This window comes from Mycolicibacterium wolinskyi (assembly GCF_002101965.1).
GTDB classification, from domain to species: Bacteria; Actinomycetota; Actinomycetes; order Mycobacteriales; family Mycobacteriaceae; genus Mycobacterium; species Mycobacterium wolinskyi.
Genome location: NZ_LQQA01000033.1, coordinates 359,435 through 375,706, shown reverse-complemented (window position 1 = coordinate 375,706; position 16,272 = coordinate 359,435). Strand labels below are relative to the sequence as shown.

Genomic DNA, 16,272 nt, shown 5'->3' with positions numbered 1-16,272 from the left:
GCGGGGATCAGGGACAATTGCTCTGTGACCGACGTTGAGACCAGCCCCGAGACCGGCGCAGTCAGCGAGCTGCCGCAGGGCATCCGGCCGCAGTTGGTGCTGTTCGACCTCGACGGCACCCTCACCGACTCGGCCGAGGGCATCGTGTCGAGTTTTCGGCATGCGCTGCAGGCCGTGGGCGCCGATGTGCCCGACGGTGACCTGGCGAGCCGCATCGTCGGCCCACCCATGCACTACACACTGCGCGACATGGGGCTCGGCGAGCACGCCGACGCCGCCATCGCCGCCTACCGCGCGGACTATACGAGCCGCGGCTGGGCGATGAACACGCTGTTCGACGGCATTCCGGCGCTGCTGGCCGACCTGCGCGCGGCCGGGGTTCGGCTGGCCGTGGCCACGTCGAAGGCCGAACCGACCGCCCGCCTCATCCTCGAGCACTTCGGCCTCGACGGGTACTTCGAGGTGATCGCAGGCGCCAGCCCGGACGGCACCCGAGCGGCCAAGGCCGATGTGGTGGCGCATGCCCTCGCGCAGCTTCAGCCCCTGCCGGAGCGGGTGCTGATGGTCGGCGACCGGGTGCACGACGTCGAGGGCGCCGCCGAGCACGGCATCGAAACCGTCGTGGTCGGCTGGGGCTACGGCGCCGCGGACTTCGCCGGTCCGGCGGCCGTCGCCGCGCGGGCCCAGGTGGCGACCGTCGAAGCGTTGCGCGGGGTGCTCGGTGTCTGACCCGCTTCACGTGACATTCGTCTGTTCGGGCAACATCTGCCGCTCACCGATGGCCGAGAAGATGTTCGCGCACCAGATCAGTGAACGCGGCCTGGCCGATGCCGTCCGGGTGACCAGCGCCGGTACCGGCAGTTGGCATGCCGGTGACGGTGCGGATGCGCGCGCCTGCCTGGTCCTCACCGAGCACGGCTATCCGAGCGAGCACCGCGCGGCCCAGGTCGACGACGATCATCTGAGCGCCGATCTGGTCGTCGCGCTCGGCCGCAACCACGCCAGGATCCTCGCCGACCTCGGGGTGCAACCCGAGCGCCTGCGGATGCTGCGTTCGTTCGATCCGCGTTCCGGTGCGCACACCCCCGACGTCGAAGACCCGTACTACGGCACGCGCGACGACTTCGAAGCGGTGTTCGCGGTGATCGAGGCCGCCCTGCCCGGACTGCACGACTGGGTCGACGCGGCGCTCGCGGCCCGGGATGAGCCTCGAGGAATCGTGGTGTGATGCAACGTCTGAGTTTCCTGTTCCGGCCGCAGTGGCTGGCGTTGTTCGTCGTGGTGGTCGCGTTCGCGTACCTGTGCTTCACGGTGCTCGCGCCATGGCAGCTGGGCAAGAACACCAAGACGTCGCGTGAGAACAACCAGATCGCGAACTCACTGCAGGCCGATCCGGTCCCGGTGACAACGCTTCTGCCGCAACAGGATTCCGCAGCCCCCGATGATCAGTGGCGACGCGTGACCGCCACCGGGCATTATCTGCCCGAGGCCGAGGTGGTGGCTCGGTTGCGGGTCATCGACGGCGACCCCGCGTACGAGGTCTTGACACCGTTCGCCGTCGACGGCGGGCCCGTCGTGCTGGTCGACCGCGGCTATGTGAAGCCGGAGGAGGGTTCGGGCGTCCCGCCCATCGCGGCCCCGCCCACCGGGACGGTGACCATCACGGCCCGGCTGCGTGATTCCGAGGCGATCGCCACCGGCAAGGAACCGTTCCGCACCGACGGTGTGCAGCAGGTGTATTCGATCAGCACCACGCAGATCGCCTCGGTGACCGGGGTACCGCTGGCGGGGTCATATCTGCAACTCGTCGGCGGACAACCGGGCGGGCTCGGCGAGATTCCGCTACCTCACCTCGACGCGGGCCCGTTCCTGTCCTACGGCATCCAGTGGATCGCGTTCGGCATCGTCGCGCCGATCGGACTGGGCTACTTCGTCTATGCCGAGATCAAACAGCGCAGACGCGAGCGCGCCGCCAAACCCGCGGAACCGGATCGGCAGCTCACCCCCGAGGAGAAGCTCGCCGACCGTTACGGACGGCGGCACTGAGGCCTGCGGTCAGCACCGCAACCCCGGCCGCGGCCGCCTGCACCGCCCGGGACAACCGCACCGCGCGGCCCACGTCGATGACCTCGGGCACCCGGCCGTCGCCGAGCGTCGGGCGGATCTCCAGTTGATGCGCGTACTGCGTCGGGCCGCCGAGCCGCACGCCCAACGCCCCGGCGAACGTCGCCTCGGCCACCCCGGCATTCGGGCTGGGATGGCGCGCCGCGTCGCGCCGCCACGCCCGCAGCGCCGCCCGCGGTGAACCATCCACCACGGGCGCGCACGCCACGACGAGCAGTCCCGTCAAACGCGCCGGCAGGTAATTCACGACGTCATCGAAACGTGCGGCCGCCCAACCGAATCGGAGGTAACGCGGGGAACGGTGCCCGATCATCGCGTCGAGCGTGTTGGCTCCGCGGTACACCAGTACGCCAGGAACGCCCGCGACAGCGACCCACAGCAGCGGCGCCACCTGCGCGTCGGAGGTGTTCTCGGCAAGAGACTCCACCGTCGCGCGGGTCAGCCCGGCGGCATCGAGCGCGGCGGGATCCCGGCCGCACAGCGAGGGCAGCAGCCGGCGCGCTCCGTCGAGATCGCCGGCTTCCAGCACGGTCGCCATCTGTCCGCCCACGCGATTCAGTGACGTGCCGCCGAGCGCGACGAACGTCGCCAACGCGGTCACCGGCGCCGAACGTCCCGCGGCCGCCCCGAACAGCGCCAGCCCGCTCAGCAGCAGCCCGGTGTGCAGAACACCCGCGCGGCGGTCGTCGGCGTAGGTCAGCCGCTCCAATCGGGCGGCGCCTGCACCGAACACCGCCACGGGGTGGCCCCGGCGCGGATCGCCCAGCAGCAGATCGGCGAAATATCCGATGGCGATGCCGGCAGCGCGACATGTCGGCTCAAACACTTCGGCAGCGTCTCACAAAGTGGTCTACTCGAATTCATGAGGCTGGGTCCACCGCGGCGGCCACGACGGGTGACCGATCTCCTCATCCCGGCGGCGGTGCTGCTGCCCGTTCAAGCGCGCCAGGACCACCGGCACGTCCCTCGCCGCGAGACGCGTTGTCTGACATGGAGGTGCACATGACGTTTCCCACCCTCAACCACGTCGCGGTCACGGTGCGCGACCTTGCCGTCAGCGGGCCCTGGTACCGCGCACTGATCGGCACGGTGGAATCGTCGACGCCCCGTACGGTTCGGGGCTGAGCTTCCGGGATCCGGACGGTATCGCACTGGAGTTCTTCGCACCGAGTTGATCCCGTCCGCGCCGGCGCCCGACGCCGGTTCCGAGGTTAGGATCCGACGCGGAGGAACCCGTGAAAAACCTCATACTCGCGGTTGCCGTGTCGACGGCAATCGGATTCGCGCTAGGCGGCATGAAAGCGTCTGGCCCGGCCCCCGTCGTTGCGGCGCCACCGATCCCCACGCCGGGCGTCTACGACGTCACCGAATCCACAGCCACAAGCGCCTGGGCGCCCTACGCCTGGACACTCTCCGACTGCGGGAAGGAGTGCCTACATGTGCTTTCGCATTCCTCGGACACGCAGTGGGAGCTGGAACTGTCCTGGACAGCCACCGCCGACGGGAACCGCGGCGCCTGGGTCGGGGAACGCACCAACCCCGGCATGGCCTGCCTGGTAGGCACACCCCAGGCCTACCAAACCGGCCCGTTCGCGATGAAGTACATCATCCGGCCCGATCTGACGGGCTTCGTCAACATGAAGTTCTCACAGGACAATCCGTCCTGCTCCGGCGAGACCGACATGCGCAGCCGTGAACTCGCATTACGGCGCGCCCCGGCGGTGTGGTCGTAATCGGTTGGCCGATGAAGCTCACGTTTACGCGCTTGCGCGCGTCTACCCAGTGAGAGCATTCGCCACAAGCAAGGAGCCGCCGATGGATTCCCGATACCCATGAAGGCGCCATTCGAGAGGATCGTCAGCAGGCACGGCGCGACCGTCCTGCGGGTGTGCACGTTCGTCCTGGGCCGCATCGACGCCGAGGACGCCTGGTCGGAGACCTTCCTGGCCGCATTGCGTGCCTATCCCGAGCTTGCCGACGACGCCAACGTCGAAGCGTGGCTGGTGACGATCGCCCACCGCAAATCCGTCGACATCATCCGGCGACGGCAGCGCGATGCGATCGCCGTGAGTGAGTTGCCCGAGCGGCCGTCGCCGATCGGAGTGCCCGGCGAGGCCGACGACGAGCTCACCGAGGCCGTGAAAACGCTTCCGCCCAAACAACGTCAGGCGGTCGCCTACCACTATCTGGTCGGCCTGCCCTACGCCGAGATCGCCGAGATCCTCGGCGGCTCCACAGCGGCGGCGCGAAAAGCCGCCTCTGACGGAATCGCAACGCTACGAACGAAATACCCGGATGCACTCACGAAAGGTGAGCACCGATGAACGACACCCTGGGGCGTCTGCACCGCAGGCTCGAAGACGACGCGGCCGCGCACGGACTGCTCGACGTCGCCTACACCACGATCGACACGCCCGTTGGCCCACTGTTGCTGGCGGCCACCGAGATCGGGCTCGTGCGGGTCGCCTATGACTCGGAGAACCATGATTCGGTCCTCGACGTACTCGCGGCCAAGCTGAGTCCACGCGTCCTGCGCGCCCCGAAACGCCTGGACGCCGCGGCACGTGAGATCGGCGAGTACTTCGCAGGCCGGCGCAGGAACTTCGACCTGCCGTTGGATTACGCGCTGTCCAGCGGGTTCCGTCAGCTCGTGCAACGCCAGCTGTCCCATATCCCCTACGGCCGCACCGAGTCTTACAAGACCGTCGCGCAGATTGTGGGAAATCCCAACGCCGTTCGTGCGGTCGGGACGGCATGTGCGACGAATCCCCTGCCCGTCGTCGTGCCCTGCCATCGCGTGCTCCGCTCCGACGGCAGCCTCGGCGGCTACATCGGTGGGCTGGACGCCAAGACGACCCTGCTGGATTTGGAGCGGGCGGCATGACCGATCGATGGCAGAAACGGGTCGATTCCGGCGATTGGGACGCGATCACCGCCGAGGTCGACGAATTCGGCGGGGCACTGTTGCCGCGGTTGCTGACCGACGCCGAAACGCAACGCCTGCAAGCGATGTACGGCGACGACCATCGCTTCCGCAGCACGGTCGACATGGGCCGCCACCGCTTCGGCGAAGGCGAGTACCGCTACTTCGACCTGCCGTACCCGGAGCCCATCGAGCAGCTCAAGCAGGCGCTGTACCCGCGGCTGTTGCCGATCGCGCGGGAGTGGTGGACCAGGCTCGGCAGGCGGCCACCATGGCCCGACACGCTCGACGAGTGGCTCCAAATGTGCCACCGCGCAGGGCAAACCAAACCGACCGCGATCCTGCTGCGCTACGCCGCCAGGGACTGGAATGCGTTGCACCGCGACCTCTACGGCGATCTCGTGTTCCCGCTGCAGGTCGTCATCAACGTCAACAAGCCGGGTGAGGACTACACCGGCGGTGAGTTCCTGCTCCTCGAGCAGCGGCCGCGAGCGCAGTCACGGGGCACCGCCATGCAGCTGCCCCACGGGCACGGCTACGTGTTCACCACCCGTGACCGTCCGGTGCGCTCTGCGCGGGGCTGGTCGGCGGCACCGGTTCGTCATGGCGTGTCGGTGATCCGGTCGGGTGAGCGGACGACGCTAGCGCTGGTGTTCCACGACGCTGCGTGAATGGCCTGAGTCAAGAAGTGTCGAACGTGTGTTCTAATGAAAGTCGCTGTCCGCCCACTGTGGCCGAACTTCAAAGGAGCTCACCGTGACGACGACTCTAGACACCCCGGCAGAAGTTTTGCACACCGACTCAGGCCTCGACTCAGGCACTTCCGACGCGCCGGCGCCGGCCGCCGAGACCCCGAAGAAGGCCCCCGCCAAGAAGGCGGCAGGCAAGCGGACCAAGACACTGGAGCTCACGCTCACGGTCACCGGCACCGCCGACGGCGAATGGACCGCCGAGCTCAAACAGGGCTCTACGTATCTCGCCCGCAACCTCGCGGTCGCGGCCGCTGCGGTCTCCCGCGCGGCCAAGGAACTCCACGAAGACCTCTCCACCCCGATCGACGCGGTCATCGAAGAGGCGCGCGCCCAACAGGCCGCCAAGGTCGCAGCGCTCGAAGCCGAACTTGAAGCCGCGAAGAAGGCGCTGGCCGACTTGGCCTGAGCTGACGCGTTTTACTGAAGGAAGTGAGTGGGCGCGGACGGTATCGAACCGCCGACCGCTGGTGTGTAAAACCAGAGCTCTACCACTGAGCTACGCGCCCCGTCGCAGGCACGGTACACGGCCGTGCAGCCTGACCGGAAATCCGCTCAGCTTCGCAGCGCCGCGAGTGCCTGCGTCCACACCTTCTGATCGCGAACCTGGCCGGGGTCCATCATCTCGGCGAACCGGATGATGCCGGTCCGGTCGACGACGAACGTGCCGCGGTTGGGATACCCGGCATCGTCGTTGAACACACCGTAGGCCTGGGTGACCGCGCCGTGCGGCCAGAAGTCAGACAGGACCGGGAATGTGAATCCGCTTTCGATGGACCAGATCCGGTGGGTGGGCGGCGGGCCGACCGAGATCGCGACAACGGCGGAGTCGTCGTTTTCGTAGTCCGGCAGGTTGTCGCGGATCTCGCCGAGCTCACCCTCGCACACGCCGGTGAACGCCAGTGGGAAAAACACCAGCAGCACATCCTTGGAACCCCGGTACCCGCTGAGGGTGACCGGCCTGCCGTTCTGGTCCCGGAGCGTGAAGTCGGGCGCAGAACTGCCGACGGCGAGCACTACTGCCGTCGGTTCTTCGCGCAAGCGGTCATCACTGTCGTTTCCCCGCGGCCTTCGACTTCGGCTGCACCAACCGGCTGGCCGTCCAGTCGCCCAGTTTGGCCTGCGAGGTCTGCATCAGTCCGGCCGTCGGGGCCGATTCGGCGATCTCGGCCGGCTGGACGTGGCCCGGCTTGCCGGTCTTGGGCGTCACCACCCAGATCACGCCGTCCTCGGCAAGCGGGGTGATGGCGTCCATCAACCGGTCGACCAGGTCGCCGTCGCCGTCCCGCCACCAGAGCAGCACGACGTCGACGACTTCGTCCGCATCCTCGTCGAGCAGCTCGGAGCCGCACGCGTCCTCGATGTCGGCCCGGATGTCGTCGTCGGTGTCCTCGTCCCAGCCCAACTCCTGGACAACCTGATCGTTCTCGATGCCCAAAATCCGGGCGTAGTTCGGGTCAGAGTCCTTCCCCGCCGCGACCACCGTCGGTCCTCCTTAGCCTTTTGGTTCGCCTGACTCATTCGTGGACAGTGCGTTTGCGCACTATCGTCGCACGCCGGTGTGTACTTCCGTGTCGCTGGCGGTCAGGTTCGCCGCCGCGCCCTCAATACGCCGCATCGCATCGGTCCAGTGCGTTGGTCCGTGCGGTGTTGGACCGCTCCGACGCGGCGTTGAACACGTCCGGTGCGGCGTTGCCCGATATGGCCGCGGCAACGGCCCGCACGGCTTCCACCCATTCGGTCAACGCGCCGCTCAGGTCGGGTGACAGCGCTTCGGTGATACCTGAACTCACCAGATCAGCGCTGCGGTTGAGCGCATCGACAGCGGGCCCGGCCTTCGCCTGCACATCGGGAGCGTTGTTGTTCACGGCTTCGATATAGATGTTCACTGCGTCGACCGCGTCGACCGATGACGTGCTCAGGTCCTCGCAGACCGTGTGCACGGCCTTCGTCGTCAGCGAGGCCTGGCGCTCGGACTCGCGGACCGCCGAACTCGACTCGGACGCCTCGACCGAGGCCGAAACCGAGGCCCGGTAGTCGGGTGCGGCCTCCGAATCCACCTGCGCGGTTCCGTCCGTCACGGACGTGCATCCGACAACCACCATCGCGGTCAGCGCGACACCACCCAGCGCGGACGCAGCGAGTTTCAGCCCCGCCCCAAACTGCCAACCCATCGGCACGATCTGCAGACGTTACCGGTTCTTCACCGTTCGGACCGGTTCATTCCACTCTCCACCCCCAGCGAAGCGAATGCGGCACGATAGGTGGACGATAGAGGGTGCCACAAGCACACATCAGTTGTTAACCGCCTAACAAGGAGCGGAAGTTGACCACCGAGTTCGTGCGCCAGGATCTGGCCCAAAACTCCAGCACCGCAGCAGAACCCGACCGGGTCCGGGTGATCCGCGAGGGTGTCGCCTCATACTTGCCCGACATCGACACCGACGAAACCACCGAATGGCTCGAATCGTTCGACGAACTGCTCGAGCGCTCCGGCCCGGCGCGGGCGCGGTATCTGATGTTGCGGCTGTTGGAGCGTGCCGGTGAGCAGCGGGTGTCCATCCCGGCGCTGACGTCGACCGACTACGTCAACACGATCCCGACCGAACTCGAGCCGTGGTTCCCCGGTGACGAGGATGTCGAGCGACGCTACCGGGCGTGGATCCGGTGGAACGCCGCGATAATGGTCCACCGCGCACAGCGGCCGGGAGTCGGTGTGGGCGGCCACATTTCGACCTACGCCTCGTCAGCTGCGCTGTACGAGGTCGGCTTCAACCACTTCTTCCGCGGCAAATCCCATCCGGGCGGCGGCGACCAGGTGTTCATCCAGGGCCACGCCTCCCCCGGCATCTATGCCCGCGCGTTTCTCGAGGGTCGGCTGACGGCCGACCAACTGGATGGTTTCCGTCAGGAGCACAGCCATCCCGGCGGTGGCCTGCCGTCCTATCCGCACCCGCGGTTGATGCCGGATTTCTGGGAGTTCCCGACGGTGTCGATGGGGCTCGGCCCGATGAACGCCATCTACCAGGCCCGGTTCAACCACTACCTGCATGACCGCGGCCTCAAGGACACCTCGGACCAGCACGTCTGGGCGTTCTTGGGCGACGGCGAGATGGACGAGCCGGAAAGCCGCGGGCTCGCACACATGGCCGCGCTCGAAGGTCTAGACAACCTGACGTTCGTGGTGAACTGCAACCTGCAGCGCCTCGACGGCCCGGTGCGCGGCAACGGCAAGATCATCCAGGAGCTGGAGTCGTTCTTCCGCGGCGCGGGCTGGAACGTCATCAAGGTGGTGTGGGGCCGCGAGTGGGATGCGCTGCTGCACGCCGACCGCGACGGCGCCCTGGTGAACCTGATGAACTCGACGCCGGACGGCGATTACCAGACCTACAAGGCCAACGACGGCGCGTATGTGCGTGACCACTTCTTCGGTCGTGACCCACGCACCAAGGCGCTCGTGGAGCCGATGACCGACCAGGAGATCTGGAACCTCAAGCGCGGCGGCCACGACTACCGCAAGGTGTATGCGGCCTACCGGGCGGCCATGGAGCACAAGGGCCAGCCGACGGTGATCCTCGCCAAGACCATCAAGGGCTACACGCTGGGCCATCACTTCGAGGGCCGCAACGCCACGCACCAGATGAAAAAGCTTGCGCTGCAAGACCTCAAGGACTTCCGCGACGTCACCCGCGTTCCGGTCTCCGACGCGCAGCTGGAAGAGAACCCCTACCTGCCGCCGTATTACCACCCGGGGCCCGAGGCACCAGAGATCCGCTACCTGCTGGAGCGGCGCCGGGCCCTCGGCGGGTTCCTGCCGTCGCGGCGCACCAAGTCCACCCCGCTGCCGCTACCCGGCTCCGACACCTACAAGGCGTTGAAGAAGGGTTCGGGCACGCAGGCGGTCGCGACCACCATGGCAACCGTGCGTACGTTCAAAGAACTGTTGCGGGACAAGAACATCGGGCCGCGCCTGGTGCCTATCATCCCCGACGAGGCGCGCACGTTCGGTATGGACTCGTGGTTCCCCAGCCTCAAGATCTACAACCGCAACGGCCAGCTCTACACCGCGGTGGACTCCGAGCTCATGCTTGCCTACAAGGAGAGCGAAGTCGGCCAGATCCTGCACGAGGGCATCAACGAGGCCGGTTCGACCGCGTCGTTCACCGCGGTGGGCACGTCGTACTCGACCCACAACGAGCCGATGATCCCGATCTACATCTTCTATTCGATGTTCGGGTTCCAGCGCACCGGTGACGGGCTGTGGGCCGCGGCCGACCAGATGGCCAAGGGATTCGTCCTCGGTGCGACCGCCGGCCGCACGACCCTGACCGGCGAGGGCCTGCAACACGCCGACGGGCATTCGCTGCTGCTGGCGTCGACCAACCCGGCCGCGGTGACCTATGACCCGGCGTTCGCCTACGAGATCGCCTACATCATCGAAAGCGGCTTGAACCGCATGTACGGCGAGCACCCGGAGAACATCTTCTTCTACCTCACGATCTACAACGAGCCCTACGTACAGCCCGCCCAGCCCGAGGGCCTCGACGTCGAGGCGCTGCTGCGCGGGATGTACCGCTACCGGCAGGCCACCGAGAAGCGCACGAACGTCGCGCAGATCCTGGCGTCCGGCGTGTCGATGCCCGAGGCACTGCGAGCCGCCGACCTGCTGGCCGAGCACTGGGACGTGGCGGCCGACGTGTGGTCGGTGACGAGCTGGGGCGAGCTGAACCGCGAGGGCGTCGAGATCGAGAAGCACCGGCTGCGCCATCCCGATCAGCCCGCCCGGACGCCGCACGTGACCAGCGCCCTGGCCGACGCGGCCGGTCCGGTGGTAGCAGTATCGGACTGGATGCGGGCGGTCCCGGAGCAGATCCGGCCGTGGGTGCCCGGCACCTACATCACGCTCGGCACCGACGGCTTCGGCTTCTCCGACACCAGGCCCGCCGCGCGCCGCTACTTCAACACCGATGCCGAATCGGTGGTGGTGGCGGTGCTCGAAGGCCTGGCTCGCGACGGCGAGATCGACCCGTCGGTGGCGGTCGCGGCGGCCAAGGAGTACCGCATCGACGACGTGGCGGCCGCCGAGGTGTCCTACGTCGACACCGGTAGCGAGTAGCTCTTGGAGGATTCCACCAGAATCAAGGCGTAGCTTTTAGGGATGACCGACAATCGGTTCGTCCCGCCGAAGTCCACCGTCGAGGTTCTGGAGAATGTGCCCGACTCGGTGTTGCGCCGGCTGAAGCAGTACTCCGGCCGGCTCGCCACCGAGGCGGTGCACGCCATGCAGGACCGGTTGCCGTTCTTCGCCGACCTCGACGCGTCTCAGCGCGCGAGCGTGCAGTTGGTCGTGCAAACCGCGGTGGTGAACTTCGTCGAGTGGATGCGCGATCCGCAGAGCGACGTCAGCTACACCGCGCAGGCCTTCGAGGTGGTGCCGCAAGACCTGCGGCGGCGGGTCGCGCTGCGGCAGTCGGTCGAGATGGTGCGCACGACCATGGAGTTCTTCGAAGAGGTCGTGCCCCTGCTGGCCCGTTCCGAAGAGCAGCTCACGGCGTTGACGGCCGGGATCCTGCGCTACAGCCGGGATCTGGCATTCGCGGCCGCGAGCGCGTACGCCGATCAGGCCGAGGCCCGCGGCGCGTGGGACATCCGGATGGAGGCCAACATCGTCGACGCGGTGGTCCGCGGCGATACGGGCGCCGAACTCCAGTCGCAGGCGGCCGCCCTCAATTGGGACGCCACCGCGCCCGCGACGGTGATCGTGGGGCTGCCCCGGCCGGACCGGATGGACCTCGCACGTGACGACGTACGAGATGTGGTGCAGCGCAACGACCGTGCCGCGATGTCGGACGTGCACGGCACCTGGCTCGTCGCGATCGTGTCCGGTCCGTTGTCGGCCACCGACCGGTTTCTCGCTGAACTGCTCACGGTGTTCGCCGACGGTCCGGTGGTGATCGGGCCGACCGCGCCGACGCTCACGGCCGCGCACCGCAGCGCGACCGAGGCCATCTCCGGCATGAACGCGGTGGCCGGGTGGACAGGTGCGCCGAGGCCGGTGTCCGCGCGCGAGCTGTTACCCGAGCGCGCCCTGCTCGGCGACGCGACCGCGATCGCCGCACTGGAGGCCGAGGTCATGCGGCCGCTGGCCGACGCCGGACCGGCGCTGACCGAGACCCTCGACGCCTATCTGGACTCCGGCGGCGCCATTGAAGCTTGCGCACGCAAATTGTTCGTTCATCCAAACACCGTCCGCTACCGGTTGAAACGAATCGCCGACTTCACCGGGCGTGATCCCGCAATGCCACGGGATGCCTACGTCCTGCGCGTGGCCGCGACCGTGGGCCGGCTGAGCAAACACGCATACCAGTCGAGCACGTCAAACGGCGCATTGAGCGCGGTACCGGCGATTCGCCCCGCCGGTGGAGGGAGTCTGCGCCCGCGCTAGCGGCGTTGCCAGCCAGGTCACAGGTCGCGCCGCGGTATCGGCCATGTCGCATCACATGCACTTTTGTGGACAACCTACAAAAACATAAGACAAGGTTCATAATCTCTTACACCGCGCAAAACCATCTTCACAGTGTTCTCTTAATGAGTGCCTCAAGGACCGATGCTCGCATTGCTTGCGCCCGGACAGGGCTCACAGACACCCGGCATGCTCGCCCCGTGGCTGGAGCTGGCCGGTGCCGCTGACCGTCTCGCGACGTGGTCGCAGATCAGCGGCCTTGACCTGACCCGCCTGGGCACCACCGCCACGGCCGAGGAGATCACCGACACCGCGGTCACGCAACCGCTGGTGGTGGCGGCGACGCTGCTGGCCCACGAAGAGCTCACCCGCCGCGGCCTGGTGAACCAGGCCGATGTCGTGGCCGCCGGCCACTCGGTCGGCGAGATCGCCGCCTACGCCATCGCGGGCGTCATCTCCGCCGACGATGCGGTCAAGCTTGCCGCGACCCGCGGTGCCGAGATGGCCAAGGCCTGCGCGATCGAGCCCACCGGCATGTCGGCGGTACTCGGTGGCGACGAGGCGGAGGTCTTGGCCCGCCTGGAGTCGCTGGACCTGGTGCCCGCCAACCGCAACGCCGCCGGTCAGATCGTCGCCGCAGGCGCGGTCGCGGCGCTGGAGAAGCTGGCCGAGGATCCCCCGGCCAAGGCCCGGGTCCGCCAGCTGGCCACCGCAGGCGCGTTCCACACGCACTACATGGCCTCTGCTCTTGACGGTTACGCCGCGGCAGCCCAGTCTGTAACGACAGCCGAGCCGACGGCGACACTCCTGTCGAATGCCGACGGGCAGCCGGTCTCATCGGCGGCTGATGCCATGGAGAAGCTCGTGGCCCAGCTGACCAAACCCGTGCGTTGGGATCTGTGCACTGCGACCCTGCGTGAGCGTGCCGTCACGGGAATCGTCGAATTCCCGCCGGCCGGGACGCTGGTCGGAATCGCCAAACGTGAGTTGAAGGGCACCCCGACGCGCGCGGTCAAGTCCCCCGCAGACCTGGATGGCCTGGACGAGCTGTAGGCCAGCCGACAACCACATACGCACAACCGAAGAACGTCAGGAATAGCGCACTCCGCACCCGGAGTGCGTATCAACAACAAGAAGGAGCCATCGTGCCCGCCAGTCAGGAAGAAATCATCGCCGGTCTCGCCGAGATCATCGAAGAGGTCACCGGCATCGAGCCGTCCGAGGTGACCCCGGAGAAGAGCTTCGTCGACGACCTGGACATCGACTCGCTGTCGATGGTCGAGATCGCGGTTCAGACCGAGGACAAGTACGGCGTGAAGATCCCCGACGAGGATCTGGCCGGGCTGCGCACCGTGGGCGACGTGGTTGCCTACATCCAGAAGCTCGAGGAAGAGAACCCCGAGGCCGCTGCTGCCCTGCGTGAGAAGTTCGCGGCAGACCAGTGACCAGGCCTTCCACTGCCAACGGCGGTTACCCCAATGTTGTGGTAACCGCCGTCACGGCGACGACCGCGCTCGCGCCGGACATCGAGAGCACGTGGAAGGGTCTGCTGGCAGGCGAGAGCGGTATCCGCGTCCTCGAGGACGAGTTCGTCACCAAGTGGGACCTGCCGGTTCGAATCGGTGGGCACCTCGTGGATTCGATCGACGATCACATGACCCGGTTGGACATGCGCCGCATGTCCTACGTCCAGCGCATGTCTAAGTTCCTCAGCAAGCAGCTGTGGGAGAACGCAGGCACCCCTGAGGTCGACCCCGATCGCTTCGCTGTCGTGATCGGCACGGGTCTCGGTGGTGGCGAGAAGATCGTCGAGACCTACGACGCGATGAACGAAGGCGGCCCCCGCAAGGTGTCGCCGCTGGCTGTTCAGATGATCATGCCCAACGGCGCTGCCGCGGTTGCCGGGCTTGAGCTCGGCGCCCGCGCCGGGGTCATCACGCCGGTGTCGGCCTGCTCGTCGGGTTCGGAGGCCATCGCCCACGCCTGGCGCCAGATCGTCATGGGTGACGCCGACTTCGCCGTCTGCGGCGGCGTAGAAGGCGGTATCGAAGCGCTGCCGATCGCGGCGTTCTCGATGATGCGCGCGATGAGCACCCGCAACGAGGATCCGGCAGGCGCGTCGCGGCCGTTCGACAAGGACCGCGACGGGTTCGTGTTCGGCGAGGCCGGCGCGTTGATGATCATCGAAACCGAAGAGCACGCCAAGGCCCGTGGCGCCAAGCCGCTGGCCCGGCTCATGGGTGCGGGCATCACCTCGGACGCGTTCCACATGGTGGCTCCGGCTGCCGACGGCCTGCGGGCCGGCCAGGCGATGAAGCGGGCCATGGAAACCGCGGGACTCGATCCCAAGGACATCGCCCACGTCAACGCCCACGCCACGGCTACTCCGATCGGTGACACCGCCGAGGCGAACGCCATCCGCGTCGCCGGTGTGGAGCACGCCGCGGTGTACGCCCCGAAGTCCGCGCTCGGCCACTCCATCGGTGCGGTCGGTGCGCTGGAGTCGGTACTGACGGTGCTGTCGTTGCGCGACGGCGTCATCCCGCCGACGCTGAACTACGAAACCCCCGATCCCGAGATCGATCTCGATGTTGTTGCGGGCGAGCCTCGTTATGGCGAATACCAGTACGCCATCAACAACTCGTTCGGGTTCGGTGGGCACAATGTCGCCCTAGCGTTTGGTCGGTACTGAGGGAAACGCTATCCAGAGAGGAAGCATCGGAGCAGTAATGGCAGGTCTGACGGGATTATCCACTGGGAACGGCTTTCCCGACGTGGTCGTCACCGGCATCGCCATGACGACCGCCCTGGCTACCGACGCGGACAGCACGTGGAAGAAGTTGCTGGACGGGCAAAGTGGCATTCGTAAGCTCGAGGATCCGTTCGTCGAGCAATACGATCTACCGGTCCGGATCGGGGGGCATCTTCTCGAGGAATTCGACCACGAGCTGACTCGTGTCGAGCTGCGCCGGTTGTCCTATCTGCAGCGCATGTCGACCGTGTTGAGCCGGCGGGTCTGGAAGGACGCCGGCGATCCCGAGGTCGATCCCAAGCGTTTGATGGTGTCGATCGGCACCGGCATGGGGTCCACCGAGGAGCTGGTCTTCAGCTATGACGGCATGCGGGCGAAGGGCCTCAAGGCCGTGTCGCCGCTGGCTGTCCAGATGTACATGCCCAATGCGGCCGCTGCCGCTGTCGGCCTGGAACGCAAGGCCCGGGCCGGGGTCATCACCCCGGTTTCGGCCTGTGCATCCGGATCGGAGGGCATCGCGCAGGCGTGGCGCAACATCGTGCTCGGCGAGGCCGACATCGCGATCTGCGGTGGTGTGGAGACAAAGATCGAGGCAGTGCCGATCGCCGGGTTCGCCCAGATGCGCATCGTGCTGTCCACCACCAACGACGATCCGGCCGGTGCGTGCCGTCCGTTCGACCGCGACCGCAACGGCTTCGTGTTCGGCGAAGGCGGCGCGCTGCTGGTCATCGAGACCGAAGAGCACGCCAAGGCGCGCGGTGCGCACATCTACGCCCGGCTGATGGGCGCCGGCATCACCTCGGACGGCTACCACATCGTGGCGCCCGATCCGAACGGTGAGCAGGCCGGTCACGCCATGACCCGCGCCATTCAACTGGCGGGTCTGCAGCCCAAGGACATCGACCACGTCAACGCGCATGCCACCGGCACCAGCGTCGGCGACGTGGCCGAGGGTAAGGCGATCAACAACGCGATGGGTGGCCACAAGCCGGCGGTCTACGCACCCAAGTCTGCGCTCGGCCATTCGGTCGGCGCGGTCGGTGCCGTCGAGTCCATCCTGACGGTCCTGGCGTTGCGGGACGGCATCATCCCGCCGACGCGCAACCTGCGCAATCTCGATCCGGAGATCGATCTGGACGTGGTCGCCGGGGAGCCGCGCCAGGGCGATTTCAAATACGCGATCAACAATTCGTTCGGATTCGGTGGGCACAACGTCGCGCTCGCCTTCGGAAAGTACTGATACCCAGCGCTTTCCGCCAAA

At 67.2% G+C, this 16,272-nt stretch carries 18 protein-coding genes, 1 tRNA gene and 1 pseudogene; 15 read left to right on the top strand and 5 right to left on the bottom strand.

Annotation, left to right across the window (positions count from 1 at the left end):
• The first annotated feature begins 24 nt into the window (after positions 1 to 24).
• The 3 genes from AWC31_RS31985 to AWC31_RS31975 are packed head-to-tail and all read left to right on the top strand — an operon-like array spanning position 25 to position 2,046.
• Positions 25 to 729 (top strand): HAD-IA family hydrolase, encoded by a 705-nt coding sequence (locus tag AWC31_RS31985; RefSeq protein ID WP_085149095.1) that lies wholly within the window; start codon positions 25 to 27, stop codon positions 727 to 729.
• Positions 722 to 1,228: a low molecular weight protein-tyrosine-phosphatase gene (locus AWC31_RS31980; protein ID WP_085149092.1), complete on the top strand. Its 507-nt coding sequence runs from the start codon at positions 722 to 724 to the stop codon at positions 1,226 to 1,228. The genes AWC31_RS31985 and AWC31_RS31980 overlap by 8 nt, the downstream gene beginning before the upstream one ends.
• Complete coding sequence (locus AWC31_RS31975) at positions 1,228 to 2,046, top strand: SURF1 family cytochrome oxidase biogenesis protein (protein ID WP_067855277.1); 819 nt, start codon at positions 1,228 to 1,230, stop codon at positions 2,044 to 2,046. The genes AWC31_RS31980 and AWC31_RS31975 overlap by 1 nt, the downstream gene beginning before the upstream one ends.
• Here AWC31_RS31975 and AWC31_RS31970 read toward each other — a convergent pair.
• The gene (locus AWC31_RS31970) at positions 2,000 to 2,950 is read right to left on the bottom strand and encodes a cobalamin biosynthesis protein (RefSeq protein ID WP_085149090.1); all 951 of its coding nucleotides are present in this window, start codon (positions 2,948 to 2,950) and stop codon (positions 2,000 to 2,002) included. The genes AWC31_RS31975 and AWC31_RS31970 overlap by 47 nt on opposite strands.
• 176 nt (positions 2,951 to 3,126) lie before the next feature.
• Here AWC31_RS31970 and AWC31_RS37225 point away from each other — a divergent pair.
• From AWC31_RS37225 to AWC31_RS31945, 6 genes and pseudogenes are all read left to right on the top strand, one after another.
• Positions 3,127 to 3,299, top strand: a pseudogene (locus tag AWC31_RS37225) (VOC family protein).
• Between the two features lie 60 nt (positions 3,300 to 3,359).
• Positions 3,360 to 3,857: a hypothetical protein gene (locus tag AWC31_RS31965; RefSeq protein ID WP_085149087.1), complete on the top strand. Its 498-nt coding sequence runs from the start codon at positions 3,360 to 3,362 to the stop codon at positions 3,855 to 3,857.
• A 99-nt stretch (positions 3,858 to 3,956) separates the two neighbouring features.
• Complete coding sequence (locus AWC31_RS31960) at positions 3,957 to 4,448, top strand: RNA polymerase sigma factor (protein ID WP_085149084.1); 492 nt, start codon at positions 3,957 to 3,959, stop codon at positions 4,446 to 4,448.
• Positions 4,445 to 5,008 carry a methylated-DNA--[protein]-cysteine S-methyltransferase gene (locus tag AWC31_RS31955; protein WP_085149081.1) on the top strand — a complete coding sequence of 188 codons (564 nt, stop codon included), beginning with the start codon at positions 4,445 to 4,447 and terminating at the stop codon, positions 5,006 to 5,008. Before AWC31_RS31960 ends, AWC31_RS31955 begins: the two co-directional genes overlap by 4 nt.
• The gene (locus AWC31_RS31950) at positions 5,005 to 5,718 is read left to right on the top strand and encodes a 2OG-Fe(II) oxygenase (RefSeq protein ID WP_085149078.1); all 714 of its coding nucleotides are present in this window, start codon (positions 5,005 to 5,007) and stop codon (positions 5,716 to 5,718) included. The genes AWC31_RS31955 and AWC31_RS31950 overlap by 4 nt, the downstream gene beginning before the upstream one ends.
• Positions 5,719 to 5,836: 118 nt before the next feature.
• Complete coding sequence (locus tag AWC31_RS31945) at positions 5,837 to 6,205, top strand: DUF6319 family protein (protein ID WP_085149077.1); 369 nt, start codon at positions 5,837 to 5,839, stop codon at positions 6,203 to 6,205.
• Between the two features lie 28 nt (positions 6,206 to 6,233).
• Here AWC31_RS31945 and AWC31_RS31940 read toward each other — a convergent pair.
• The 4 genes from AWC31_RS31940 to AWC31_RS31925 all read right to left on the bottom strand — a co-directional run bounded on the left by AWC31_RS31940 (position 6,234) and on the right by AWC31_RS31925 (position 7,970).
• Positions 6,234 to 6,305, bottom strand: a tRNA-Val gene (locus AWC31_RS31940).
• Positions 6,306 to 6,351: 46 nt separating this feature from the next.
• On the bottom strand, positions 6,352 to 6,813 hold the full coding sequence (locus AWC31_RS31935) for a peroxiredoxin (RefSeq protein WP_067855259.1): 462 nt from the start codon (positions 6,811 to 6,813) through the stop codon (positions 6,352 to 6,354).
• Positions 6,814 to 6,844: 31 nt separating this feature from the next.
• Positions 6,845 to 7,279 carry a DUF3052 domain-containing protein gene (locus AWC31_RS31930; RefSeq protein ID WP_067855256.1) on the bottom strand — a complete coding sequence of 145 codons (435 nt, stop codon included), beginning with the start codon at positions 7,277 to 7,279 and terminating at the stop codon, positions 6,845 to 6,847.
• Positions 7,280 to 7,400: 121 nt separating this feature from the next.
• Positions 7,401 to 7,970 carry an Rv2240c family protein gene (locus tag AWC31_RS31925; RefSeq protein WP_085149074.1) on the bottom strand — a complete coding sequence of 190 codons (570 nt, stop codon included), beginning with the start codon at positions 7,968 to 7,970 and terminating at the stop codon, positions 7,401 to 7,403.
• A gap of 152 nt (positions 7,971 to 8,122) precedes the next feature.
• Here AWC31_RS31925 and aceE point away from each other — a divergent pair, with 152 nt between their 5' ends.
• The 6 genes from aceE to kasB all read left to right on the top strand — a co-directional run bounded on the left by aceE (position 8,123) and on the right by kasB (position 16,251).
• Positions 8,123 to 10,912, top strand: a complete 2,790-nt coding sequence (gene aceE / locus AWC31_RS31920) for a pyruvate dehydrogenase (acetyl-transferring), homodimeric type (protein WP_085149071.1) — start codon at positions 8,123 to 8,125, stop codon at positions 10,910 to 10,912.
• A 42-nt stretch (positions 10,913 to 10,954) separates the two neighbouring features.
• The gene (locus AWC31_RS31915) at positions 10,955 to 12,241 is read left to right on the top strand and encodes a PucR family transcriptional regulator (RefSeq protein WP_085149068.1); all 1,287 of its coding nucleotides are present in this window, start codon (positions 10,955 to 10,957) and stop codon (positions 12,239 to 12,241) included.
• Positions 12,242 to 12,403: 162 nt separating this feature from the next.
• Complete coding sequence (locus AWC31_RS31910) at positions 12,404 to 13,312, top strand: ACP S-malonyltransferase (protein ID WP_084356887.1); 909 nt, start codon at positions 12,404 to 12,406, stop codon at positions 13,310 to 13,312.
• Positions 13,313 to 13,404: 92 nt separating this feature from the next.
• Positions 13,405 to 13,704, top strand: a complete 300-nt coding sequence (gene acpM / locus AWC31_RS31905) for a meromycolate extension acyl carrier protein AcpM (RefSeq protein ID WP_036443195.1) — start codon at positions 13,405 to 13,407, stop codon at positions 13,702 to 13,704.
• Positions 13,701 to 14,951, top strand: coding sequence for a 3-oxoacyl-ACP synthase KasA (kasA, locus tag AWC31_RS31900; RefSeq protein ID WP_067855244.1), 1,251 nt, complete (start codon positions 13,701 to 13,703; stop codon positions 14,949 to 14,951). Before acpM ends, kasA begins: the two co-directional genes overlap by 4 nt.
• A gap of 37 nt (positions 14,952 to 14,988) precedes the next feature.
• Positions 14,989 to 16,251 carry a 3-oxoacyl-ACP synthase KasB gene (gene kasB, locus AWC31_RS31895; protein WP_067855241.1) on the top strand — a complete coding sequence of 421 codons (1,263 nt, stop codon included), beginning with the start codon at positions 14,989 to 14,991 and terminating at the stop codon, positions 16,249 to 16,251.
• Positions 16,252 to 16,272: the final 21 nt, after the last annotated feature.

Coding starts and splice junctions, on each gene's coding strand:
- AWC31_RS31950 (WP_085149078.1), top strand. CDS start 5,005: ATGACCGATCGATGGCAGAAACGGGTCGATTCCGGCGATTGGGACGCG.
- AWC31_RS31960 (WP_085149084.1), top strand. CDS start 3,957: ATGAAGGCGCCATTCGAGAGGATCGTCAGCAGGCACGGCGCGACCGTC.
- kasB (WP_067855241.1), top strand. CDS start 14,989: ATGGCAGGTCTGACGGGATTATCCACTGGGAACGGCTTTCCCGACGTG.
- AWC31_RS31915 (WP_085149068.1), top strand. CDS start 10,955: ATGACCGACAATCGGTTCGTCCCGCCGAAGTCCACCGTCGAGGTTCTG.
- AWC31_RS31955 (WP_085149081.1), top strand. CDS start 4,445: ATGAACGACACCCTGGGGCGTCTGCACCGCAGGCTCGAAGACGACGCG.
- AWC31_RS31975 (WP_067855277.1), top strand. CDS start 1,228: ATGCAACGTCTGAGTTTCCTGTTCCGGCCGCAGTGGCTGGCGTTGTTC.
- AWC31_RS31910 (WP_084356887.1), top strand. CDS start 12,404: ATGCTCGCATTGCTTGCGCCCGGACAGGGCTCACAGACACCCGGCATG.
- AWC31_RS31925 (WP_085149074.1), bottom strand. CDS start 7,970: ATGGGTTGGCAGTTTGGGGCGGGGCTGAAACTCGCTGCGTCCGCGCTG.